This window comes from Mycobacterium sp. NGS66 (genome assembly GCF_059812225.1).
On sequence record NZ_JCALCG010000002.1, the window covers coordinates 432,387 to 456,793 of the forward strand.

20 protein-coding genes and 1 tRNA gene are annotated in these 24,407 nt (G+C 64.9%); 14 read left to right on the forward strand and 7 right to left on the reverse strand.

The genetic code is table 11. From position 1 onward, the window contains the following. Window positions 1–176: 176 nt before the first annotated feature. Entirely contained in the window at window positions 177–1,415 is a 1,239-nt protein-coding gene (locus AC5Y2L_RS06500; protein WP_499933970.1) for a GNAT family N-acetyltransferase, read from the reverse strand. Between the two features lie 156 nt (window positions 1,416–1,571). On the opposite strand from AC5Y2L_RS06500, the gene AC5Y2L_RS06505 reads away from it, so the two are divergent. The 4 genes from AC5Y2L_RS06505 to AC5Y2L_RS06520 all read left to right on the forward strand — a co-directional run bounded on the left by AC5Y2L_RS06505 (window position 1,572) and on the right by AC5Y2L_RS06520 (window position 7,122). After that, window positions 1,572–3,932, forward strand: a complete 2,361-nt coding sequence (locus AC5Y2L_RS06505; RefSeq protein WP_499933971.1) for an MMPL family transporter — start codon at window positions 1,572–1,574, stop codon at window positions 3,930–3,932. Window positions 3,933–3,934: 2 nt separating this feature from the next. Next, window positions 3,935–4,837: a DMT family transporter gene (locus tag AC5Y2L_RS06510; RefSeq protein ID WP_499933972.1), complete on the forward strand. Its 903-nt coding sequence runs from the start codon at window positions 3,935–3,937 to the stop codon at window positions 4,835–4,837. A gap of 182 nt (window positions 4,838–5,019) precedes the next feature. Continuing rightward, the gene (locus AC5Y2L_RS06515; RefSeq protein ID WP_499933974.1) at window positions 5,020–6,216 is read left to right on the forward strand and encodes a L,D-transpeptidase; all 1,197 of its coding nucleotides are present in this window, start codon (window positions 5,020–5,022) and stop codon (window positions 6,214–6,216) included. A gap of 147 nt (window positions 6,217–6,363) precedes the next feature. After that, a complete protein-coding gene (locus AC5Y2L_RS06520; RefSeq protein ID WP_499933976.1) occupies window positions 6,364–7,122 on the forward strand; it encodes a class I SAM-dependent methyltransferase in 759 nt (252 codons plus the stop codon). Window positions 7,123–7,513: 391 nt separating this feature from the next. Here AC5Y2L_RS06520 and AC5Y2L_RS06525 read toward each other — a convergent pair whose 3' ends face one another. The 3 genes from AC5Y2L_RS06525 to orn all read right to left on the reverse strand — a co-directional run bounded on the left by AC5Y2L_RS06525 (window position 7,514) and on the right by orn (window position 9,031). Next, window positions 7,514–7,897 (reverse strand): DUF4352 domain-containing protein, encoded by a 384-nt coding sequence (locus AC5Y2L_RS06525; RefSeq protein WP_499933978.1) that lies wholly within the window; start codon window positions 7,895–7,897, stop codon window positions 7,514–7,516. Window positions 7,898–8,248: 351 nt separating this feature from the next. Then, window positions 8,249–8,324 (reverse strand) — tRNA-His (locus AC5Y2L_RS06530). A gap of 59 nt (window positions 8,325–8,383) precedes the next feature. Beyond that, on the reverse strand, window positions 8,384–9,031 hold the full coding sequence (gene orn, locus AC5Y2L_RS06535) for an oligoribonuclease (protein ID WP_499933979.1): 648 nt from the start codon (window positions 9,029–9,031) through the stop codon (window positions 8,384–8,386). A gap of 111 nt (window positions 9,032–9,142) precedes the next feature. On the opposite strand from orn, the gene AC5Y2L_RS06540 reads away from it, so the two are divergent. Then, window positions 9,143–10,726 carry a helicase HerA-like domain-containing protein gene (locus AC5Y2L_RS06540; RefSeq protein WP_499933980.1) on the forward strand — a complete coding sequence of 528 codons (1,584 nt, stop codon included), beginning with the start codon at window positions 9,143–9,145 and terminating at the stop codon, window positions 10,724–10,726. A gap of 3 nt (window positions 10,727–10,729) precedes the next feature. On the opposite strand, the gene cmrA is transcribed toward AC5Y2L_RS06540, so the two are convergent. Further along, window positions 10,730–11,533 carry a mycolate reductase gene (gene cmrA / locus AC5Y2L_RS06545; protein ID WP_499933982.1) on the reverse strand — a complete coding sequence of 268 codons (804 nt, stop codon included), beginning with the start codon at window positions 11,531–11,533 and terminating at the stop codon, window positions 10,730–10,732. Between the two features lie 545 nt (window positions 11,534–12,078). Here cmrA and AC5Y2L_RS06550 point away from each other — a divergent pair. Next, the gene (locus AC5Y2L_RS06550) at window positions 12,079–13,401 is read left to right on the forward strand and encodes an MFS transporter (RefSeq protein ID WP_499933983.1); all 1,323 of its coding nucleotides are present in this window, start codon (window positions 12,079–12,081) and stop codon (window positions 13,399–13,401) included. On the opposite strand, the gene AC5Y2L_RS06555 is transcribed toward AC5Y2L_RS06550, so the two are convergent. Beyond that, complete coding sequence (locus tag AC5Y2L_RS06555; protein ID WP_499933985.1) at window positions 13,398–14,177, reverse strand: MmpS family transport accessory protein; 780 nt, start codon at window positions 14,175–14,177, stop codon at window positions 13,398–13,400. The two genes, AC5Y2L_RS06550 and AC5Y2L_RS06555, sit on opposite strands and share 4 nt — an antisense overlap. 82 nt (window positions 14,178–14,259) lie before the next feature. Next, window positions 14,260–14,898, reverse strand: a complete 639-nt coding sequence (locus AC5Y2L_RS06560; protein WP_499933986.1) for an SACE_7040 family transcriptional regulator — start codon at window positions 14,896–14,898, stop codon at window positions 14,260–14,262. A 109-nt stretch (window positions 14,899–15,007) separates the two neighbouring features. Here AC5Y2L_RS06560 and AC5Y2L_RS06565 point away from each other — a divergent pair, with 109 nt between their 5' ends. From AC5Y2L_RS06565 to AC5Y2L_RS06600, 8 genes are all read left to right on the forward strand, one after another. Next, window positions 15,008–16,651 (forward strand): AMP-binding protein, encoded by a 1,644-nt coding sequence (locus AC5Y2L_RS06565; protein WP_499933987.1) that lies wholly within the window; start codon window positions 15,008–15,010, stop codon window positions 16,649–16,651. A gap of 96 nt (window positions 16,652–16,747) precedes the next feature. Beyond that, a complete protein-coding gene (locus tag AC5Y2L_RS06570; protein WP_499933989.1) occupies window positions 16,748–17,491 on the forward strand; it encodes a CoA transferase subunit A in 744 nt (247 codons plus the stop codon). After that, window positions 17,488–18,132, forward strand: a complete 645-nt coding sequence (locus tag AC5Y2L_RS06575; RefSeq protein WP_499933990.1) for a CoA transferase subunit B — start codon at window positions 17,488–17,490, stop codon at window positions 18,130–18,132. The genes AC5Y2L_RS06570 and AC5Y2L_RS06575 overlap by 4 nt, the downstream gene beginning before the upstream one ends. After that, window positions 18,129–19,712, forward strand: a complete 1,584-nt coding sequence (locus tag AC5Y2L_RS06580; RefSeq protein ID WP_499933991.1) for a carboxyl transferase domain-containing protein — start codon at window positions 18,129–18,131, stop codon at window positions 19,710–19,712. The genes AC5Y2L_RS06575 and AC5Y2L_RS06580 overlap by 4 nt, the downstream gene beginning before the upstream one ends. A 4-nt stretch (window positions 19,713–19,716) precedes the next feature. Beyond that, complete coding sequence (locus AC5Y2L_RS06585; protein WP_499933993.1) at window positions 19,717–21,708, forward strand: acetyl/propionyl/methylcrotonyl-CoA carboxylase subunit alpha; 1,992 nt, start codon at window positions 19,717–19,719, stop codon at window positions 21,706–21,708. Then, window positions 21,705–22,868, forward strand: a complete 1,164-nt coding sequence (locus tag AC5Y2L_RS06590; protein ID WP_499933994.1) for an acyl-CoA dehydrogenase family protein — start codon at window positions 21,705–21,707, stop codon at window positions 22,866–22,868. Before AC5Y2L_RS06585 ends, AC5Y2L_RS06590 begins: the two co-directional genes overlap by 4 nt. Then, window positions 22,850–23,383 carry a MaoC family dehydratase gene (locus AC5Y2L_RS06595; protein WP_499934276.1) on the forward strand — a complete coding sequence of 178 codons (534 nt, stop codon included), beginning with the start codon at window positions 22,850–22,852 and terminating at the stop codon, window positions 23,381–23,383. The genes AC5Y2L_RS06590 and AC5Y2L_RS06595 overlap by 19 nt, the downstream gene beginning before the upstream one ends. Beyond that, entirely contained in the window at window positions 23,370–24,200 is an 831-nt protein-coding gene (locus AC5Y2L_RS06600; RefSeq protein WP_499933996.1) for an HpcH/HpaI aldolase/citrate lyase family protein, read from the forward strand. The genes AC5Y2L_RS06595 and AC5Y2L_RS06600 overlap by 14 nt, the downstream gene beginning before the upstream one ends. Window positions 24,201–24,407: the final 207 nt, after the last annotated feature.

A 24,407-nucleotide genomic window follows, 5' to 3' on the forward strand; every position in this document is an offset into this window, starting at 1 on the left:
ACAATAACAGGCGTCCTGCCGCGGCGCGAAATCCCCGGACCCGTCCAGGATAGCTGCTGAGCCACCAGCAATCTGTGGCATCTACGGCGGCTCAGCCGGACTGGGGTCACCGCCGCGTGGCGGCCAGCCGCCGCGGTACCAAATAACCTGTGCCACAAAGCATCCCATCTAAGAACTCAGAACAACGTACCGCAGTAAGGAACCCGCTCGGTGCCGAATACCGCGTCCAGCTCACGCAACGCACCGGGGCGCAGCTCAGCGATGCGATTCGCTCGGCGAAGCTCGGCTACTCGATGTGCGCCCATGAAGATGGTTCCCAGTTCACCCAGACCGAGTTGGACGTCGGCCGGCCCGTCATGCGGTGTGCACTTCCCGACGCCATCCCGGGTCTGGAGCAGGAAGCGTCCGCCTGCGACGTTGAGGGGATCGGTGACTTCCAGTACGACGTCGGCGTCGGCGGCATACTCGCGCGCACCCAGCACTTCAGGCACGTCCATAATTCGCATCCACAGAAAATCGCACACGCCGGTCGTTTTCGCCGCAATAGGGTCCTTGACTTTCAGCGTAAGCGGATCATCAACGGGCACCTCGATGATGATGTTGTCAAACATTTTCGAGCCCAGTAGCGCCGCCAGCAGCTCGGTGTGGGCTGCGTCGGTCACCGGACAGAAGTCTTGGACCACCATCGTGCCAAAAGGACGCCGATACGCATGTGGCGACGCTCCGACCACTCGATATGCCAGAAAGCCGTCGGGATGCATGATGAAGTTCAGTGCCGATCCGTTTTCCCGTTGCGTCGCACGGTCTTCCAAGAAGTCGGCCCACCACGCGCTGTCCCGGCTCAGCGCCCCGGGAGTTATCGCACACCACCTTTCGTAGAGCTCAGGTAAATGGCGGGCGGCCTCCGGAGCGCCGACTTCGCGCGCCCGATTTCGAGCGGGTTTGTCGCGCAGGTCCGTGAATCGCGGCTCGATGTTCAAGGTCCGGGCGTAGCTGGCCACCCCGGCGCCCAAGATTTCATAAATCGCCGGCTGGGTAGGAACACCACACAGAATGGGACAACCGCGCTCCTGGAGAATTCCAAAGCCCTGGATGCTGAGACGCTGCCAAATTCCCTTTCGTTGATGTGTCGGAGCGACGGCGATCATCGCCAGCCACCCGGCATCCAGGGTGGCGCCACCGGGCACGGTCAGCCGCAGCCGGTAGTAAAGGGAAGTGCCGACTATGAAGGGGTGCTGCGGATCGGAGACATCCTCGGCGACCAGAATGTCGTCCAGGTTGACCCGTCGTTTCCAGGCTTCGACGTCGCCCGGCTCCATCGAAACGCCATAGGCGCGGGCCTGATTCTCATAGACCGCCTGCCAGTCGTCATCGGTCGCAAATCTCGTTCTGATGGCATCGTCCGTCGTGTTCATTGCTCACCCAACTGATCAACCAACGCTGTTGTTTCCTCGGGTACCGCTTGGTACCGGTACCCGAGCGGCTGGCCGCCAAACTTCGCTGCACGGGTCAGACGTCCACATCGGGGGTATAGCGAAACGTCGGAGGATGTCGAACCGGGAAGGACCTAGATGCTGCAAGCCATCACTCGACTTGCCATCGCCGCGCCCCGGCGCATCATCGCGATCGCGATATTGGTCCTGGTAGGTGCTGCCGCCTTCGGCCTACCGGTGATCAACAGCCTTTCGGCCGGCGGCTTCCAGGACCCGACCTCGGAGTCCTCGCGGGCGACCGACCTACTCCGGCAGAAGTTCGACCACACGGACCAGAAGATGCTGATCGTGGTGAGCACACCTGCCGGTGTCCGCAGCGAACAGGCGCGCCAGGTTGGCAGCGACATCGTCGGACAGCTGAAACGGTCGCCGTGGGTCCTCGATGTGTCTTCGCCGTGGACCCTGCCGCCCAATCAACCCCCGCAAGTGGCGGCAAAGCTGGTCAGCAAGGACAACAAATCGGGGCTGATCGTGGCGGACCTGCGCGGCGGCGAGAACAACGCGCAGAAATACGCCAGCACGCTCTCGCGCCAGCTGGTCCACGACCGCGACGGCGTCACCGTGCGCGCTGGCGGCATGGCCGTGGCGTACAACCAGATCAACCAGCAGAACGAGCGCGATCTGTTATTGATGGAAGCGATTGCGATTCCGCTGAGCTTTGCGGTACTGGTCTGGGTGTTCGGCGGTCTGGTTGCGGCAGCACTGCCGATTGTGGTGGGCGGTCTGGCCGTTGTCGGCACGTTGTCGGTGTTGCGGCTGATCAGCTTCACAACCGATGTGTCGACGTATGCACTGGATCTGAGCGTCGCGATGGGCCTCGCCCTGGCGATCGATTACAACCTGCTGATTATCAGCCGCTATCGGGAGGAACTCGCCCGGGTGGGCGATCGAGAGGAGGCGCTGCTGCGGACGATGACGACCGCTGGGCGAACCGTGCTGTTCTCGGCCACCACCGTCGCGTTGTCGATGGCGGTGATGGCGCTGTTCCCGATGTATTTCTTGAAGTCGTCCGCTTACACGGTCGTGGCCACGGCCGTCATAGTCGCGGTAACGGCCGTCGTGCTGACCCCGGCGGCGATCGTGCTGTTGGGGCCACGGCTGGACGCGCTGGATGTTCGGCCGCTGATTTGTCGGATGCTGCCGCGCGCGAAGTGGTGCCGGGACCATGCACACAAGCCGGCCCACTCGCTGTTCTGGTACCGATCGACCAAATTTGTCTTGCGCCACGCCGTGCCGGTCGGTCTCAGCGTGGTCGCACTGCTGCTCCTGCTGGGCGTCCCGTTCCTGGGGGTGAAGTGGGGCTTTCCCGACGAGCGCGTGCTGCCCCCGTCGGCGTCGGCGCGTCACGTCGCCGACATGTTGGACACCGAATTCACCGGCGAGGTGGGCACGGCGATCTCCGTCGTCGTCCCCGATGCCCGCGACGTCACGCCCGTCGACCTGGAGCGCTACGCCGCGCGGTTGTCGCGGGTCCCGGACGTTTCCGCGGTCACCGCGCCGACGGCGACTTTCGTCGCCGGAAACAAGTTGGGGCCGCCCGCAGCCCCGGCCGGCTTTGGCCGCGGCAGCGCCTTTCTTACCGTGGCCAGCACGGCACCCCTGTTCTCACATGCCTCCGACACACAGCTCGATCGATTGCACCGGGTCGCCGGGCCGGCGGGGCGGTCCGTGGAGCTGGCCGGCCTGGCCCAGATCAACCGCGACAGCGTCGACGCGATCACCGACAGGCTGCCGCTCGTGCTCGGCATCATCGCGGCCATCACCTTCGTGCTGCTTTTCCTGCTGACCGGAAGTGCGGTGCTTCCGCTACAAGCGCTGGTGTGCAACGTGTTGTCGCTGACGGCGGCCTTCGGGGCCATGGTGTGGATCTTCCAAGACGGCCACCTCGGCGCCCTGGGAACAACGCCTAAAGGCACGCTGAACGCCAACATCCCGGTGTTGCTGTTTTGCATCGCTTTCGGGCTGTCCATGGATTACGAGGTGTTCTTGGTCTCGCGTATCCATGAGTACTGGCGAGCCGCCCAAGCCTCGAGGGAGACGCCGCCAAGTGCTGCCGACGCGTGCGCCGACACCGACGAAAGCACGGCGTTGGGCATTGCCGGCATCGGGCGTGTGGTCACCAGCGCTGCGTTGGTGATGTCGATCTCGTTCGCCGCATTGATCCCGGCCCACGTGTCGTTCATGCGAATGCTCGGCGTTGGGTTGACGCTTGCCGTGCTGGTCGACGCGACCCTGGTTCGGATGGTGCTGATTCCGGCTTCTATCCATCTGCTCGGCCGGTGGACCTGGTGGGCGCCCAGACCGTTGGCCTGGCTGCGTGAACGGGCCGCGACCGGTGAAGCCGCCGCCGTCGCGGTGGGACGGCGCCGCTGGGCGCTCGACTCGTCCGACCCGACCCCTGACCACGAGTTGGCCATCACCCCAGCGGACGGCAACTAGGAATGGCCCATCCGGATATCGCCGCGCTGCTTGCCCTGAGTGCCGCGCTGTGCATTGCGCTCGGCGACGTGCTGCAGCAACACGTGGCGTACCGGATCACCGACGGGGCGGTTGGCCACCTCGGATTGTTCGTCAGCCTGCTGCGCAGTCGGCGGTGGTGGTACGGCACGTTGCTGCTCGCGGCGAGCATCGGCTTACAGGCGGCCGCGCTGGGGCAGGGTTCGGTGCTATTGGTGCAGGCGCTGCTCATGCTTTCGCTGCTGTTCGCGCTGCCGATCAATGCCAGGTCGTCGCGGCGCGCCGTAAGAGGGGGCGAGTGGATTTGGGCCGGCTTGCTTACCGCGGCGGTGATCGTGATCGTCACCGTCGGGAATCCGCAGGCCGGTCGGTCGAGTGCGTCGCTTTCGACCTGGGCCGCTGTGGCCGTCGTGCTAGGCCCACTGCTGGTGGCGTGCGTCGTGGCCGGCCGGATCTGGGGCGGCGCTGTGGCGGCGGTGCTGTTCGCCTTGGTATCGGGTTCGTTGTGGGGCGTGTTTGCGGTGCTGACCAAGGAAGTCATGGCCCGGCTCGGCGATGGCGGATGGGCGGTGGCCCGAACCCCTGAGCTGTACGCCTGTGTGCTGGTTGCGCTGGGCGGTGTGGTGTGGAGCCAGTCGGCGTTCCGGGCCGGGCCCTTGACCGCGTCGATGCCGACCCTGCAGATCTCGCAGCCGGTCGTTGCCGCAGTGCTGGGTGTACTTGTGCTCGACGAAACCCTGAATACCGGCGTGGGCGGTCTCATCGCCCTGACGGCCGCAGCGCCGGTGGCCGCTGCCGCCGTGGTCAAACTCGCTCGGGTGGAGGCTGTCGCGGCCCGCGGCAGCACCGAGGCGAAGCTGAACGATTCCGTCGACCAGCCGGCGTAGGCGTTCCGCGTTTGCGGACGCTCGGATGCTGGCTTAGTGTCACGAGCTTGTGTCAAAAAAGCCCGGACCGAGGCGCTCTTGCCCATGTTGGTTCGGGCAGCGGCTGTAACCCATTAGAATATCTGCAACTATTCGGGTCACTGGTGACCAAAACTAAGCCAAATTGCCTGAAAGGTGGCTTGATGACGCCCTCGCGCAGACCACGATTATCGCTGTTGCTGGCGATGATCTCGGTTGCTGTGTTTGGCGTTGCCTGCAGCAGCACTCCGGCCGCCGCCCCGGTGAAAGCCATCACAGACAAAGGCACGCCGTTTGCCGACCTGCTGGTGCCCAAGCTCACCGCCTCGGTGACCGACGGTGCCGTCGGCGTCACCGTGGACGCGCCCGTGACCGTCAGCGTTGCCGACGGTGTGTTGGCCTCGGTCACCATGGTCAACGACAACGGCAGGTCGGTGGCGGGCCAGCTCAGCCCCGACGGATTGCGCTGGTCGACGACGGAGCAACTCGGCTACAACCGGCACTACACGCTGAACGTGAAGGCGCACGGATTGGGCGGTACGGCGACCCGGCAGCTGAGCTTCGCGACCAGTTCGCCCGAGCACCTGACAATGCCCTACGTCACCCCCAGCGACGGTGAGGTCGTCGGCATCGGCCAGCCGGTGGCGATCCGGTTCGACGAGAACATCGCAAACCGCATGGCGGCCCAGAAGGCCATCACCATTACCACCAACCCGCCGGTCGAAGGAGCCTTCTACTGGCTGAACAACCGCGAAGTGCGTTGGCGCCCAGAGCATTACTGGAAGCCGGGCACCACTATCGATGTTGCGGTCAACACCTATGGCGTCGACCTGGGTGAGGGCATGTTCGGTGAAGATAATGTGAAGACGCACTTCACAATTGGCGACGAGTTCGTCGCGACGGCCGACGACAACACCAAGATGGTGACCGTGCGCATCAACGGTGAAGTCGTCAAGACCATGCCCACCTCGATGGGCAAGAACAGCACCCCGACCGCTAACGGCATCTACATCGTCGGTGCGCGGTTCAAGCACATCATCATGGACTCGTCGACCTATGGGGTTCCGGTCAACTCGCCCAACGGATATCGCACCGATGTCGACTGGGCCACGCAGATTTCCTACAGCGGTATCTTCGTGCACTCGGCGCCGTGGTCGGTCGGCGCCCAAGGCAACACCAACACCAGCCACGGGTGTCTGAATGTGAGCCCCAGCAACGCCGTGTGGTTCTACGAGCACGCCAAGCGCGGCGACATCGTCGAGGTGATCAACACCGTGGGCGGCACGCTGCCCGGGACCGACGGCCTGGGTGACTGGAACATTCCCTGGCCGCAGTGGAAGGCCGGCAACGCCAACACCTGACGCCTTGGCGCAAAAATCCGCCGCCCAAACGTGCGCCCTCATTTGCGAAGAGCCCGTAATGTACCGTTCACCCGGACGTCACCAACGCACGCAGCTCGGAATCGCCCCGACGAACCCAGAAGCTTAATGAGCAGGAGGATCGCACCCGTGAGCACAGATGTCAACGAAGACAAACTTCGGGCTGTAAAAGACCGCTGGTGGTTTTATGAATTTGAGCTTCCGGACGGCACCTGTACGCAATGTTACCTCCCCGAGAATATGCGTTCTGTGCACTCTTCGCGCCGACGTTATCTGCTTGACGCGATCCGGAAGTACGTCACAAACCCGCAGGATTTGACGGCAATCGACTTGGCTTCGCATGAAGGTTTCTTTTCCATCGAACTTGCTAAGCACTTTTCTCTGGTCCGAGGTTTCGAATTCCGATCGGAAAGTGTAGCAGCGGCACGACAAATATCCGATGTCCTGGGAGTGACAAACATAGAATTCGCCGTCGCCGATCTGCAGAATATGAAATTCGACGAAAGCCTGTGCGCCGATTTTGTACTCGTCTACGGGCTCCTTTACCACACTGAAAACCCCATCGGTGTCTTGCGCCTGGCTTCCCAGTTATCGCGTCGCCACATCTTGGTCGAAACGCAGGTGTTCCCGTATGACGTGACCGGGCAGATCGAGGATGGCGCCTATTTCAACCAACGCCCCGTCGAGGGGGTCTTTGCGTTGACGCCAGACGCTCCTATGGCACCGGAAGGCGGTTCGACCGAGATCGCACTGGTCCCTTCGCTGAATGCGCTTCTATTCTTGCTGCGCACCTTCGGTTTTCGCGATCTGCAGGTGATAGGTCCCGATCCAGATGATTACGAGCAGTTCCGCCGTGGCGCCCGCGCGGTCGTCTACGGCTCAAAATGAGTTGGCCAATGCCCGTTGGTGGCCCGTGCCCGCCCGGCGGGCATGCTCCCCATGGGCTATGCGCCACGCGCCACGTTCGACCGGGACGTAATGGTTCGGGAGCAAGTCTTGACGCGCACCGCGACCGTGCCGGTGAACGTGTACCAGCCATTGCTAGGGCCGGTAATTTCCACGATCCCGCTTTTGGGATCGCCGCAGCCGTGCCACCTCCGTGCCGGTTGTGGGATACCGGAGTGTGGGGAGCGTAACCCTGGCATCTGACGTCTGCTGGCAACACTCGCAAACGCAACAGGATGCGTGTAGGTCGCAGCACAATGCGTTCGCGCCACAAGCGGAAACGCAGCTGGGACCGTCGCTAGCCGCCACAGGATTGGCAAACTCGCTTGTTTGCCTATGACAGCAGAACCGTCGCACCGCCCGAGTACGCCGAGTCGTGCAACTGCAACTTGCTCGCATTTGTGCCGGGCGGGACATCAAACGCCACGCGAACCTGAAGCGAGAGACCCGGATTGATGTCAGCACTCGCATTGTTCGGACCCATCATCAGCTCGGCCTGGAAGTGCGCGCCGTACTGGCGCCCTGATGAGTCAATAAGTTTCTGGTTCGACGCAAAGTAGGTCTGTGGTTTGTCGCCAATGTTCTTTACAGAGAGCGTGACCAGGTAGAAAACGCCCTGCGCCTTGACTGGTTCGCTGTACGGGTTGCCGCTAGGGTCGGCGACCTCGTTTGCCTGCGTGATATCGAGTACTTGAAATTCAAACTTGCCATCACGCACTGCTGACCCCGAAGGGGCGGCAGCATCCGGCGAAGAGGCTGCGTTCGGCTGGTGCATCGTGTACGAGCCCGTTGCGCCCGCTCCCGATTTGGACGGCATCATGCATCCCGCCAACGACCCAGCTACGACTAGGGCCAGCAAGCATCTTGCGGCCCACAGACGTGTTCGCATCCTTCAACTTCCCTTCGCTGTCTATAGAGTGCGTCACTCGGTCGGAGAGCTTACGGCGTTTATGCAGCCCATTTTGGAGAATTGGCGGCTCGCCTTGCTGTGCGCCGGCTTAAGGGTGCAATAGCGTTGCAAAGGGTCTCGGTAGTAACAGGCCAGAGGAAGAAAATACCCTCTGATCTATGGGGTGGCTGACGGGACTCGAACCCGCGACACCCAGGATCACAACCTGGTGCTCTACCAGCTGAACTACAGCCACCGTGGCCGCGAGCCGGTTCCCTGCATATCGCAGCGAACCAACGAGCGGCGACGTCGATATTAGCGGGTGGGTGGCTCGTCGGCCGAATCGATTGATTCCGCTGTGCCCGAACTGTTCTGCAGTTCGGCGGCAACAGCAGCGATTTCGCTGGTAGACGGCCCGGGGGGCGGCACGAATGCGGTGCGCCGGTAGAACTGCAATTCACGGATGGATTCGTGGATGTCGGCAAGTGCGCGGTGGGTGAGCCCCTTGGTCGGCTGGCCGAAGTAAATCCGCGGATACCAGCGCCGGCAGAGTTCCTTGATGGAGCTGACGTCGATCATTCGATAGTGCAGAAATGAGTCCAGTTGGGGCATGTCGCGGACGATGAACGAGCGATCGGTGGCTATCGAGTTACCCGCCAGCGGGGCGGTCTTGGGTTGTTTGACGTGCTCGCCGACGTAGTCGAGCACCATCGCCTCGGCAGTCGCCAGGTCGACTGTGGACGCTTTTACCTCGTCGATCAGCCCGGAGCGCGAGTGCATCTCGGCGACCACGTCGATCATCGACGCGAGCGCGGCGTCGTCTGCGTGAATCACCACGTCGATTCCCTCGCCGAGAATGTTCAAGTCTGCGTCGGTGACCAGGGCCGCGATCTCGATGAGCTTGTCGGAACGGAGATCCAAGCCCGTCATCTCGCAGTCGATCCACACCAATTCGTCGCGCACAGCGCTCTACAGTAGGCGCACGCCGGGCTTCGCCCTGCTTCCCCCTGAGGAAGTAGGGTGAGGCTTTGCCGGAGTTGACACCGAACCAGGCGGAAAGAGGGGCGCGGCAGCATGAGCACCGAATCGGCGGCTGACGGCGGCGGACCCGCCAAGCGCATCGCGGCAGGTTATGCGGTAGCAGGCCAAGCGCTGGAATTGGGCACGGTCGTCGTCGACGGTGAAGCCGATCCGAGCGCCCAGATCCGTATTCCGCTGGCCACCATAAACCGCCACGGTCTGGTGGCCGGAGCCACTGGAACGGGCAAGACCAAGACGCTGCAGCTGATCGCCGAGCAGCTCAGTGCCGCGGGTGTGGCGGTGGTAATGGCCGATGTCAAGGGCGACCTGTCCGGTCTGTCGCGGCCGGGTGAGGCCAACGACAGGACCGCCGCGCGAGCCAAGGACACCGGCGACGACTGGCAACCGACTGGATTCCCGGTGGAGTTCTTGTCGCTGGGCACCGGTGGCACAGCTGTCCCGGTGCGGGCCAGAATTTGCAGCTTCGGGCCGATCCTGCTGTCAAAGGTGTTGGGCCTCAATGCCACTCAGGAATCGACCCTAGGGCTGATCTTCCATTGGGCCGAGCAGCGGAAGTATCCGCTGTTTAGGCTCAGGGACTTGCGCGAGGTCATCAGCTATTTGGCCAGCGACGAGGGCAAGGCCGAGCTGAAATCGATTGGGGCGGTTTCAGCTACCAGTGCCGGCGTCATCCTGCGCGCCCTGGTCAACCTGGAAGCGGAGGGCGCAGATACCTTCTTCGGCGAACCCGAGCTCGATCCCGATGACCTGCTGCGCGTGGACGACCAGGGTCGCGGCGTCATCTCGCTGCTCGAGTTCAGCGGCCAGACGTTGCGCCCGGTGATGTTCTCCACCTTCCTGATGTGGGTGCTGGCTCACCTGTTCCAGCGCCTGCCCGAGGTAGGTGACGTGGACAAGCCCAAGCTGGTGTTCTTCTTCGACGAGGCGCATCTGTTGTTCGCCGACGCGTCCAAGGCCTTCCTCGAACAGGTCGAGCAAACCGTCAAGCTGATTCGCTCCAAGGGCGTCGGGGTGTTCTTCTGCACCCAGTTGCCGACGGATCTGCCCAACGACGTGCTGTCCCAATTGGGTGCTCGCGTGCAACACGCGCTGCGGGCATTCACGCCTGACGATCAAAAGGCCCTCAGCAGAACGGTGCGCACCTATCCGAAAACCGATGTCTATGACCTGGAATCGGCGCTGACATCGTTGGGTATCGGTGAGGCCGTCGTCACGGTGCTGTCTGAGAAGGGCGCACCGACGCCGGTGGCGTGGACCCGCATGCGGGTGCCTCGTTCGCTGATGGGCGCCATCGGCGCCGACGCCGTCAGTGCCGCGGCCCAAGCCAGTCCATTGCATGCAAGGTACAGCCAGACCGAATACTCTGACGCGGCCTACGAGATGCTGCGGGCCAAACAGGCTGCGGGACCGCCCTCGTCGGAGGAGCCCAGCGCCGATTCTGCGCCGTCGCCAACCGACACCGAGGTGCCGCCGATGCCGAAACCGGCCAAGCAGCACAAGGATCCCGCGTTGTGGGAAGAGGTACTGAAGAATCCGACCGTGAAGAGTGCCATCAACACCAGCGTGCGTGAGATCACCCGCAACATTTTCGGCACCGGGCGCCGCCGTCGGAAATAGTCGCTATCCGCCGAGCTTCTTGTAGAAGCTGCCCACGATCGGCGCCACGATGGCACGCGGAGCGTACTGGCTTGCCACTGACATGGCTTTGGACGTCAAGCCCGGCACGACGCGCATCTTGTTGCGCTCCAACGCATCCAGTGACACGCGGGCGGTGTGTTCCGTTGAGATCCACAAGAAGTCGGGCACCAGTCGTTCGACCAGGGAGGCTTCGGACTCGTCGGGTAGCTCGGTGCGCACCGGACCCGGCGCCAACAGCGTGACATGCACACCAGAACCGCGCAGTTCGCCGCGCAACGATTCACTGAACGTATTCGCGAACGCCTTCGTCGCGGCATAAGTAGCGTTATAAGGAATCGGCGAGTTGCCTGCCGCCGAACCGGAAATCAAGATTCCGCCGGCCTTGCGGTCGATCATGCCCGGCAGTACCGCCAACGTAAGGTCGTGCACCGCTACGGCATTCAGCTGTACCTGAGCTTTTTCCCCGGCCGGGTCGAGGTTCGCGACGGGACCGAAAGTCGCCGTCCCCGCGTTGGCGCACAGGATCGAGACGGGACGATTGGCCAACTCGTCGCACAGCTTTGCCCGTTCCTCGGGGTCGGCCAGGTCGGCGGGTCGCACTTCGACGGCGACGCGGTATTTGTCGACCAGCCGGGCGGCCAGGGCGGTGAGTACGTCCTCGCGTCGCGCCGTGACGATCAGGTTGTGTCCGCGGGCCGCGAGTTCGGTGGCCAGCGCTTCGCCGATATTTTGCGAAGCTCCGGTCACAACAGCGCGGGCCTCGGGACTGGGAGCGGGGATCGGCATGCGCCAATCGTAGACAGGGCGTGCTACGAGGTGATCTTGTAGCCGGGCTTGGCTGGCGCAGCGCGATTCTTGGGGCGATGCTCGCGCCCCGCCGATTGACGCTGCCCTTCTGTCGTTTAGGGCTTTCAGTGTGAGGCCAGGGCTTTCGGTGTTAATCGTCGGCGTCGAGCGTGAATCGTCGGCTTCGCGAGTGAGACCTGGGCGGGAATTCGCGCCGATGTCCGCCCTACACGCACAGCGAACGCCGTGAATTCACATTCAAAGCCGTCGCTACACGCTGGAAGCCCTCACTACCCAGTGCAACAGCTATGCGTAGCTCGCAGACGCCCACCCCAATACGCGGCGGGTCGTCTGCCGATCAATAAGCAGCGATCGCAAGCGCGGCGTAGCCGGGCGCGGCGGGTCGTCATGCCGATCAATACGCAGCGATCGCAAGCGCGGCGTAGCCGGGCGCGGCGGGTCGTCATGCCGATCAATACGCAGCGATCGCAAGCGCGGCGTAGCCGGGCGCAGCGGGTCGTCTGCCAATCAATAGAGTCCCCGGCATGAGCCAGCCGGCGTCAGCCACGGTCGCGCGGTCTCGGGTTGCTGCCTGGGCGCTGTGGGACTCCGGGACCACCGGGTTGAGCGCAATCGTGACGACCTTCGTGTTCTCCGTCTACCTGACCAGTTCGGTGGGCGTTGGCATCGCCGGCGGCACTAAGCCGGAGAGCTGGCTGGGCCGTGCGGCGGCGGTCGCCGGGCTGACGATCGCGGTGCTGGCGCCGGGCATTGGCGTGTGGGTGGAATCGCCGCACCGCCGGCGGGTTGCGTTGAGCATGTTGACCGGCATGGCTGTGGTACTGGCCACCGCGATGTATCTAATTCGCCCCCAGCCCCTCTACTTTTGGGTCGGGCTGGTGCTGATGGCTGGCACGGCGGCGTGCACCGACCTGGCCAGCGTCCCGTACAACGCAATGCTGCGCCAACTCTCGACGCCCGCAACGTCAGGCCGCATCTCCGGCTTCGGCTACGCGGCGGGCTACGGCGGCACCGCCCTGCTGCTCCTGCTGGCCTACTTCGGATTGTTTTACGGCGAAGGCGACAAGCGCGGCCTGCTGCACGTGCCCGTCCACGACGGGCTCTACGTCCGGATAGCGATGCTTCTTGCCGCCGCTTGGTTGGCCGTGTCAGCCCTGCCATTGCTACTCGTTGCACAGCGTTTGCCCGACGCCAACGAGGGACCGCAGCAAACCAACATCGTTGCCGGTTACCGCAAGCTGTGGAGCCAGGTTAGGACGGAATGGCGGCGCGACCGTAACCTGGTCTACTTCCTCGTTGCCAGCGCGCTCTTCCGGGACGGCCTCTCGGCGATCTTCGGCTTCGGCGCGGTCCTGGGTGTCAGCGTTTACGGCGTCTCACGAGGTGATGTCTTGATATTCGGTGTCGCGGCCCTCGTGGTGGCCGCGGTGGGAGCGGTGCTTGGCGGCTTCGCCGACCACCGGATCGGGTCCAAGCCGGTCATCATCGGATCGCTGCTGATGATCCTCGGCGTCGCCATCACCTTGATGTGCCTGTCCGGTCGGGCGGCCTTCTGGGCGTGCGGACTGCTCTTGTGCCTGTTCATCGGACCCGCTCAGTCGTCGTCGCGCACGTTGCTGCTGCACATGGCCAAGGCAGGCCAGGAGGGGATGGCCTTCGGCCTGTACACGATGACCGGACGAGCGGCGCAGTTCGTGGCGCCGACGCTCTTCTCCGTATTCGTCGACATCTTCGGCGTCCCGCGTGCCGGCATGGGTGGAATCGCGGTGGTCCTGGTAGCAGGAATCCTGGCGATGCTGGTGGTTCGAGTCCCGCCGCGACGTGTCACCGTCGACGAGCCGACCTAGCTCGGTGGAGCGTTGCAGATGGTCAGCCCCACGCCCTCGCGCTGCAGCACCTGGACCCCTGCCACCGTGAGCGTGCAGGTGACGTTGTGGCCGATGTTGATGACCGTGAGGATCGGTGGGTGAAGGGACGACTTGGTCAGGCTGACCTCTTTGCTCCACGGGAGCGCGACATTGAACTCGGTCTGCATGACATCGCCGGTGTCGATGTAGGTGATGCTGATTGCCCGGCCGTCGCCGGTGACGTTGTAGACAACGCTTTGCATGACGGCCGGTCCCGTCGTCGTCTCGGTAGGCGCCCCCGTCGGCGGCGGCAGAATCCGGGGGCGCCGCGTGGTCGACGGCGCTGCCGACCGCGACGGCGCAGCCGAACTCGACTCCGGCATGGCGGGCAGCGGCGGCACGGCGGTCTGCGTCTTGACCGCGCCGTTCGCCAAAAACAGGGCGATGACCAGGCCGACGACCAGCATCACCGATGCGCCCGCCAGGAACCACAACCAACGCGGTGATTTCGGCCCTTCGGGCAGCGGCTGTGTTGGCTCTCCCCGAGGCATTCCGCCGGCCAGGGCCTGCTCTTCTCGCCAGTACGCGGGCAGTTCCAGGGTCGGGTTCGCCCCGGTAGGATTCGATGCCCATTGAGCGCCGGTGCCGGGGTAGGACTGCGCATATGGTGCCTGCTCGGCGTAGGCGGGGTCGACGTGAGGCTGTTCCTGAGGAGCGCTCACGTCAGACGCCGCCTGAGAGGCATCCGACCACTCCGGACGACGCGGTTCGGTCATGCCCACCTCATGGATTGCAGGGTACCTGCGACGGGCGCCTCGGTGAGTTCTTCCTGGCAGCGCGCGCTGATGTCTGGCCCGATCAACCGCTGGCCGATAGCGCCGCCATCGTCATCGCCCGCATGACGGCGCGCGAACGCGGCGCACCCACCTTCCCGCCATCGGCCGATTTCATGCTGTGCGGGGTCGAGTTGAGCAGTCCGAAGGCGGCATGGGCCATCAGCCGGGCGTCGGCTTCGGCGAGTTCGGGGTTCAATTCGCGCAGCACCCCCACCCAGATCTCCACGTATTGCCGCTGGGCTTTGCGCACCTGGCGCTGAGCCGACGCGGGCAGGTGGGCAAGGTCTCGGTCTTGGATCCGGATCAGGTTCGGTTCGCCCAGTGCGAAGTCCAGATGAAAATCGATCAGGCCGTCCAGCGCCGCGGCGGCGTCGCGACGATTTTCCGTGACCTCTCGGGCACCGGCGAGTAGCCGGGCGCTGATCCCGACCAGCAACTCGACCAGCAATGATTCCTTGTTGGGGAAATGCCGATAGATGGCCGGACCGCTGACACCCGCGGCCGCACCGATGTCTTCCAGGCGCACCGCTAGGAAGCCGCGTTCGGCGAACAGCCGTTCGGCGGCCGCCAGCAGCTGCAGTCGCCGGTCGGACTTCAACTGGCTGCGCCGATTTGGAACTTCGGCAGAACCCTGCCGGCCGTCCGGGGCGGAGGCTGTCACCGTGGACCTCCAGCTGGCTCGTCCTGGACACTTCGGTTAATCGTCACTAACGTAGCACGAGTTATGTGTTATTAACTCAATTCACACGGTGAGCGCAGGCGGAGGAACCGTGGCCACCCAAGCAGCTCAACAGCCTCGCCCGCTGTCCTATGACCGGGGACCGAGCCAACCTCCGCTGCTCGAGAGCACTATTGGCGCCAACTTGGCCACCACCGCTGCGGAATTCGCGCACCGCGACGCGCTCGTCGACGTATGGGCGGGCCGGCGATGGACCTATGCCGAACTGCTCGCCGCCGTCCGCCGACTTGCGACCGGCCTGTTGCGCGCCGGGATCGGCACCGGTGATCGCGTCGGCATCTGGGCACCGAACCGGTGGGAATGGACGCTCGTCCAGTACGCGACCGCCGAGATCGGCGCGATTCTGGTATCCATCAATCCGGCCTACCGGAGCCGCGAATTGGAGTATGCGCTAAGGCAATCCGGGGTGGTGATGGTGATCGCCGCCTCAAGTTTCAAGACCATGGACTACGCGGCGACGCTCGCCGAAGTCGCTCCACAGTGCCCGGACCTGCTCGACGTGGTGCTGATGGAAAGCGACCGATGGGCAGAGCTGACCTCGACCGAGGCGGACCTGACCGCGCTGACGAACATCGCGGCCGCGCTGGACCCCAACGATCCCATCAACATCCAATACACCTCTGGCACAACGGGATCCCCGAAGGGCGCCACGCTCAGCCACCGCAACATCCTCAACAACGGCTACCTGGTGGGCGAGCTGCTCGAGTACACCGAAGTCGACCGGATCTGCATCCCGGTGCCCTTCTACCACTGCTTCGGCATGGTGATGGGCAATCTGGCGGCCACCAGCCGCGGCGCCTGCATGGTGATTCCTGCTCCCGGCTTTGAGCCTGCCGCCACTCTGCGCGCCGTCCAGGATGAGCGCTGTACCAGCCTCTACGGGGTGCCGACGATGTTCATCGCCGAGCTGGGTCTGCCCGACTTCGCCGACTACCGACTCGACAGCTTGCGCACCGGAATCATGGCCGGCTCGTCATGTCCGGTCGAAGTGATGCGCAAGGTGATCGACCGCATGCACATGGCGGGCATCTCGATCTGCTACGGCATGACCGAGACCTCACCGGTGTCAACCCAGACGCGTCGGGACGACTCGCTGGAGCGGCGCGTCGGCACCGTCGGGCGAGTGGGCCCGCACCTGGAAATCAAGGTGATCGACCCGGGCACTGGAAAGACCGTTCCCCGCGGCGAGGCCGGCGAGTTCTGCACCCGCGGCTACTCGGTGATGGCCGGCTATTGGAACGACCCGGAGAAGACGGCCGAGGTCATCGATACCGACGGCTGGATGCACACCGGTGACCTGGCCGCGATGGACGAGTGCGGTTACGTCCAGATCATGGGCAGGATCAAAGACATCGTCATCCGCGGCGGGGAAAACATCTCTCCACGCGAGATCGAGGAGTTTCTCTACACTCATCCCGACATCGTCGACGCCCAGGTCATCGGGGTGCCGGACGCGCGTTACGGCGAGGAGCTGATGGCGGTGGTCAAGCTGCGCGACGGGGCGGCCGGGCTGACCATCGAGCAGTTGCGCGAGTTCTGCAGTGGCCAGATCGCGCACTTCAAGATCCCGCGCTATCTGCGGATCGTCGACGAATTCCCGATGACCGTCACCGGCAAGGTCCGCAAAGTGGAAATGCGTCAACAGGCCATCGAGTACCTGCGGGGAGAGCACTGAGCACCGGCGGGAACCCGGGGTCTCTGGACGCGCGCAGCGGGCAATGGTATCCTCAGCGCCAGTTAATGAAGATTAACTGAATCGGAGGCCCGGGTAATGGACAAAGTGGTTGCTACCGCCGCAGCGGCGGTTGCCGACATCACCGACGGGTCGTCCTTGGCGGTCGGAGGGTTCGGCCTTTGCGGTATCCCCGAAGCGCTGATTGCCGCGCTCGCCGACCGTGGCGTCACCGATCTCGAGACGGTGTCGAACAACTGCGGCGTCGACGGCGTTGGACTTGGAGTGCTATTGCAGCACAAGCGAATTCGCCGCACCATCTCGTCATATGTGGGGGAGAACAAGGAGTTCGCGCGTCAGTTCTTGTCGGGCGAGCTCGAGGTGGAGCTGACTCCGCAGGGCACTCTGGCGGAGCGGCTACGAGCCGGCGGCATGGGTATACCGGCCTTTTTCACGCCGGCCGGGGTCGGCACCCAGATCGCCGACGGCGGATTGCCGTGGCGCTACGACGCGTCGGGCGCGGTGGCGGTGATGTCGCCGCCGAAGGAGACTCGCGAATTCGACGGTGTCACGTATGTTCTCGAGCGGGGCATCCGCACCGACTTCGCGCTGGTGCACGCCTGGAAGGGCGACCGGCACGGCAACCTGGTGTACCGCTACGCCGCGGGCAACTTCAATCCCGAATGCGCCCCGGCCGGACGGATCACGATCGCCGAAGTCGAACACCTCGTCGAACCCGGCGAAATCGATCCGGCCACCGTGCACACTCCCGGGGTGTTCGTGCAGCGGGTGGTGCACGTACCCAACCCGCCCAAGCGGATCGAAAAGGAGACAGTGCGGTGAGCTGGACCAGGGAAGGCATGGCCGCACGGGTGGCCGCGGACTTCGAGGACGGCCAGTACGTCAACCTCGGCATTGGAATGCCCACACTGATCCCCAACCACATTCCCGACGGCGTGCATGTCGTATTGCATTCGGAGAACGGGATCCTCGGTGTGGGCCCGTATCCGACGCGGGAGAACCTCGACGCCGACCTGATCAATGCGGGCAAGGAGACGGTCACCACGCTGCCGGGTGCCGCGTTCTTCGGTTCGTCGACCTCGTTCGGAATCATCCGCGGCGGGCATCTGGACGTGGCTGTGCTTGGGGCCATGCAGGTTTCGGTCGCCGGTGATCTGGCGAACTGGATGATCCCCGGCAAGATGGTCAAGGGGATGGGCGGCGCGATGGACCTGGTGCACGGAGCGCGCAAGGTGATCGTGATGATGGAACACGCCGCCAAGGACGGCAGCCCGAAGATCCTCGAACGGTGCACGCTGCCGCTGACCGGCGTGGCGTGTGTGAACCGCATCGTCACCGAGCTCGCCGTCATCGACGTCTGCGATGACGGGCTGCACCTGATCGAGACCGCCCCAGGGGTGTCGGTCGAAGAGGTGATCGCCAAAACCCAACCGCCCCTTGCGATTCAAGTGGCGGCGCCGTGACGACGGCAACCGCCGCACCGCTGTTCGCCGACGAGCACCGTCGTCTCGTCGGCGAGCTCAACGCCAAACTGGCCGCCGCGGCTCTGGGCGGCAACGAGCGCGCGCGGCAACGCCACGTCAGCCGCGGCAAGCTGTTGCCGCGCGAACGCGTCGACCGATTGCTCGATCCGGGCAGTCCGTTCCTCGAGCTCGCCCCGCTGGCTGCCAACGGCATGTACGGCGACGAGTCGCCGGGTGCCGGGATCATCACCGGCATCGGGCGGGTGTCGCAGCGCGAGTGCGTGATCGTCGCCAACGATGCGACGGTCAAGGGCGGTACCTACTACCCGATGACGGTCAAGAAGCACCTGCGCGCACAGGAAGTCGCGCTGCAGAACCGGCTGCCGTGCATCTACCTGGTCGACTCCGGCGGCGCATTTCTGCCGCGTCAAGACGAGGTGTTTCCCGACCGCGAGCACTTCGGACGGATCTTCTACAACCAGGCGACCATGAGCGCCAAGGGAATTCCGCAAGTGGCCGCGGTGCTCGGCTCCTGCACGGCGGGCGGTGCCTACGTGCCGGCGATGAGCGACGAGGCCGTCATCGTCCGCGAGCAGGGCACGATATTCCTGGGCGGCCCGCCATTGGTCAAGGCCGCCACCGGCGAGGTCGTCACGGCCGAGGAGCTGGGCGGCGGCGATCTGCACTCGCGGGTATCCGGCGTCACCGATCACCTCGCCGACGACGACGAGCACGCACTGCGGATCGTTCGCTCGATCGCTGCCACCTTCGGGCCGCGCGAGCCCGCCCAGTGGGACGTCCGTCGCCCGGTCGAGCCCAGGCACGCCCAGAGCGAGCTCTACGATGTCGTGCCCCCCGACCCGCGGGTGCCCTACGACGTGCACGAGGTCGTGGTGCGACTGGTCGACGGTGGCGAATTCAGTGAGTTCAAGGCCAATTACGGCAAGACGCTGGTGACGGCCTTCGCGCGTATCCACGGCCATCCGGTCGGGATCGTCGCCAACAACGGCGTGCTGTTCGGCGAATCCGCTTTGAAAGGTGCCCATTTCATCGAGCTGTGCGACAAGCGAAGGATCCCGCTGTTGTTCTTGCAGAACATCGCCGGGTTCATGGTCGGCCGCGACTACGAGGCCGGCGGCATCGCCAAACACGGCGCCAAGATGGTCACCGCGGTGGCGTGTGCCCGAGTCCCCAAGCTGACGGTGGTGATCGGCGGATCTTATGGCGCGGGCAACTATTCGATGTGCGGACGAGCCTATTCCCCGCGCTTCTTGTGGATGTGGCCGAACGCGCGGATCTCGGTGATGGGCGGCGAGCAGGCCGCATCGGTGTTGGCTACCGTGCGCGGGGAGCAGTTGTCCGCGGCCGGCCAGCCTTGGTCGCCCGACGAGGAGGAAGCGTTCAAGGCTCCCATCCGGGCTCAATACGAAGACCAGGGCAACCCCTATTACTCGACGGCCCGCCTGTGGGACGACGGCATCATCGACCCGGCCGATACCAGAACATGTGTCGGACTTGCTCTTTCGGTCTGCGCGCATGCTCCGATGGAGCCGGTCTCCTACGGCGTTTTCCGGATGTGACGAGATGTTCGACACCGTTTTAGTGGCCAATCGCGGCGAGATCGCGGTGCGGGTGATCCGGACGCTGCGCCGGCTGGGCATCCGGTCGATCGCGGTCTACAGCGACCCGGACGCCAGGGCCCGGCATGTGCTCGAAGCGGACACCGCGGTGCGGCTGGGCCCCGCCCCGGCCCGCGACAGCTACCTCGACATCGCCAAGGTGATCGGCGCCGCGACGCAGACCGGCGCGCAGGCCATCCATCCCGGATACGGATTCCTTTCCGAGAACGCCGATTTCGCTGCGGCCTGCGAACGGGCCGACGTCGTCTTCCTGGGACCGCCCGCTCGTGCGATCGAGGTGATGGGCGACAAGATCACCGCCAAGAACGCCGTCGCCGCCTTCGACGTTCCGGTGGTGCCAGGAGTGGCCAGACCGGGGCTGACGGATGACGAGCTGGTTGCCGCGGCCGACGAGATCGGTTACCCGGTGCTGGTCAAGCCGTCCGCCGGCGGTGGCGGCAAGGGCATGCGCATGGTCCAGGATCCGGCGCGGCTGCGTGAGGCGTTGGTGAGCGCCCGGCGTGAGGCGGCGTCCTCGTTCGGCGACGACACGCTGTTCCTGGAACGATTTGTGTTGCGGCCCAGGCATATCGAGGTGCAGGTGCTTGCCGACACGCATGGCAACGTGGTGCATCTCGGCGAGCGTGAGTGCAGCCTGCAACGGCGTCACCAGAAGGTCATCGAGGAGGCCCCCTCGCCGCTGCTCGACCCGCAGACCCGGGCGCGGATCGGAGCGGCGGCCTGTAACACCGCCCGCAGCGTCGACTACGTCGGCGCCGGCACGGTGGAGTTCATCGTGTCCGCCGAGCGCGCGCACGAGTTCTTCTTCATGGAGATGAACACCCGTCTGCAGGTGGAACATCCGGTGACCGAGGCGATCACCGGGCTGGACCTGGTCGAGTGGCAACTGCGGGTGGCGGCCGGCGAGAAGCTGCCCTTCGCCCAGGACGACATTCGCCTCACCGGGCACGCGATCGAGGCGCGGGTGTATGCCGAGGACCCGGGGCGGGGATTCCTGCCCACTGGCGGTCGGGTGCTCGAGGTATTCGAGCCGTCGGGGCCGGGAGTCCGCGTGGATTCGTCGCTGTTGGCCGGCACGGTGGTCGGCAGCGATTACGACCCCATGCTGAGCAAGGTCATCGCGTATGGCGAGGACCGAGAACAGGCGCTGGCGCGCCTCGATAACGCGCTCGCGCAGACCGCCGTTCTGGGTGTGCAGACCAATGTCGAGTTCTTGCGGTTTCTGCTCGATGACGACCGCGTGCGCGCCGGCGACCTGGACACCGCGTTGTTGGACGAGCGACTGGCCGACTTCACGCCGCGGCCGGCGCCCGACGATGTATTCGCCGCCGCAGGTATGTACGTGCAATGGGCGCTGGCTCGACGCGCCACGGACAGCCTGTGGGCGGCGCCGACGGGATGGCGCGTCGGCGGCGTCACCGCCGCGGTGCGCACGGCCATGCAAACCGCGTTGCGTACCGAGACGGTATCGGTGTGGGGGCTTCCCGGCAGCGCGACCGTCCAAGTCGGCGATGGCGAAATCCGTTCCGCCAGTGCGCAAGTCGAGTGCGGTCGGCTGACCCTGACGCTGGACGGGCTGCGACGTGAATACCGATGGGCCGAGGCCGACCGTCACCTGTGGATCGCCGACGAACGGGGAACCTGGCATATCAGGGAGGCCGAGGAGCAGAAGATTCACCGGACTGCGGGCGAGCGGGCCGCCGAGGTCGTCAGTCCCATGCCCGGCAGTGTGATCGCCGTGCCGGTCGGTTCGGGTGACGAGGTGGCAGAGGGCGACGTGGTGGTCGTCGTCGAGGCGATGAAGATGGAACATTCGCTCGCGGCGCCGGTTTCGGGACGGGTGGAGATTTTGGTGTCGGTCGGGGATCAGGTGACGGTGGACCAGGTGCTGGCCCGGCTGGTCCCGGATGCAACAGAAGAGGATCAAGGAACATGACGACAACCCTCACGGGCACGCTGCCCAAGGAATACGAGGACCTGCGTGACACGGTGGCGGACTTCGCGCGCACCGTCGTCGCGCCGGCGTCGGCCAAACACGATGAAGAGCACAGCTTTCCGTACGAGATCGTGGCCAAGATGGGCGAGATGGGACTGTTCGGCCTGCCCTTCCCGGAAGAGTACGGCGGCATGGGCGGCGACTACTTCGCGCTGGCGCTCGCGTTGGAAGAACTTGGGAAAGTCGACCAGTCGGTGGCCATCACGCTGGAAGCCGCGACCGGTCTCGGTGCAATGCCGATCTACCGGTTCGGCACCGAGGAGCAAAAGCAGAAGTGGCTCCCGGACCTGGTCGCCGGCCGTGGGCTCGCCGGTTTCGGACTCACCGAGCCGGGAGCGGGCTCCGACGCCGGCGGCACCCGAACCACGGCGCGTCTGGAAAACGGCGAGTGGGTTATCAACGGCAGCAAGCAATTCATCACCAACTCGGGCACCGACATCACATCGCTAGTTACCGTCACGGCGGTCACCGGAACCATCGCTGAGGGTAAGAAGGAGATCTCAGCGATCATCGTGCCCAGCGGCACACCGGGATTCACCGTGGAACCGGTTTACAGCAAGGTCGGCTGGAACGCGTCGGACACGCACCCGCTGTCCTTCGCCGACGCACGCGTGCCGGAGGAGAACCTGCTGGGCCCGCGTGGCAGCGGCTACGCCAACTTCTTGTCGATCCTCGACGAGGGCCGCATCGCGATCGCCGCGCTGGCGACCGGTGCCGCGCAGGGCTGCGTCGACGAGAGCGTCAAGTACGCCAAGGAACGCCAGTCGTTCGGCCAGCCCATCGGCTCCTATCAGGCGATCAGCTTCAAGATCGCGCGGATGGAGGCACGCGCGCACGTCGCCCGCACGGCCTACTACGATGCCGCGGCAAAGATGTTGGCGGGCAAGCCTTTCAAGAAGGAGGCCGCGATCGCGAAGATGGTCTCCTCGGAGGCCGCGATGGACAACGCCCGCGACGCCACCCAGATCCACGGTGGTTATGGCTTCATGAACGAGTACCCGGTGGCCCGCCATTACCGCGACAGCAAGATCCTCGAGATTGGCGAGGGCACCACGGAGGTGCAGCTGATGCTGATCGCGCGATCGCTGGGGCTGTCGTGAGCGGACCGACCGGCGCGGGGAAAACGGTTGTCCAGCGGGGCTTGTGGTTTGAAGAGTTCGAGGTCGGCACCACCTACCTGCATCGGCCCGGCCGTACGGTAACCGAGGCCGACAACGTGTTGTTCACCACGCTGACGATGAACACCCAGTCGCTGCATCTCGACGCGGCCTGGGCCGCCGAGCAGCCGGGCTTTGGCGGTGAGCGGCTGGTGAACTCGATGTTCACCCTGTCGACGCTGGTCGGGCTTTCGGTTGCCCAGCTGACGCTGGGCACCATCGTCGCCAACCTCGGTTTTTCCGAGGTGTCTTTTCCCAAACCGGTTTTCCATGGCGACACGCTGTACGCGGAAACCACGTGCACCGGCAAGCGGGAATCGAAGAGCCGGCCCGGCGAAGGCATCGTCACGCTGGAGCACATCGGGCGCAATCAGCACGGCGACGTGGTTGCTCGCGCGACGCGGACCACACTGGTGCAAAAGCGGCCCAGTGCAGAGGAGCCCGATGAACGTGCATGACCTGCGTGCCTTGGGTCCGGGTTGGCTGTTTTGTCCAGCCGACCGGCCCGAGCGGTTCTCGAAGGCCGCCGCAGCCGCCGACGTGGTCATCCTCGACCTCGAAGACGGCGTGGCGGCAGCCGATAAGGCCGCCGCCCGCAAGGCATTGCGGGACACCCCGCTGGACCCGGAGCGCACGGTGGTGCGCATCAACGCGACCGGCACCGCCGAGCAAGCCGCCGACCTGGACGTCCTGGCCGACACCGCCTACACCACCGTGATGCTTCCCAAGTCCGAATCGGCTGCCCAGGTGGCCGCCCTTGCGCCGCGGTCCGTCATCGCGTTGGTAGAAACCCCTCGGGGGGTGGTGTTCGCCGCCGAGATCGCAGCGGCCGAAGGCACGGTCGGAATGATGTGGGGCGCCGAGGACTTGATCGCCACCCTCGGCGGCAGCTCCAGCCGGCGGGCCGACGGCAGTTATCGAGATGTGACCCGTCATACCCGCTCGACGATCTTGCTCGCGGCGTCCGCGTTCGGCCGGATTGCGCTGGACGCCGTGCATCTGGACATCCAGGACGTCGAGGGTTTGCAAGCCGAGGCCGATGACGCCGTGGCGGTAGGGTTCGACGCCACGGTGTGCATCCACCCGAGTCAGATCCCGGTCGTGCGCACGGCATACCGGCCCAGCGACGGAAAACTCGACTGGGCGCGGCGGGTATTGGCCGCCGCCAAAACCGAGCGCGGCGTGTTCGCGTTCGACGGGCAGATGGTCGACTCCCCGGTGCTCAAGCACGCCGAAATGCTGCTGCGGCGCGCGGGAGAACCGGCGTCCGGCTGAAGGTTGCTGGCCGGTCAGCGTCGAGCGCAGCGACAGCGCTGCCGGGGCCAATCCGCCCGGACGATCCTAATGGTTGCGACACGGCTGCGGCGCTGTCGTCGTTCGCGGCACTGTCTTGCGATTTGAGCGCATAATTGACAGTGCGCGCGTGTTGCGGTGAGCCGAGCGGTTTGGGCCTGATCAACTCGACAATGGCCCGCCCCGGCT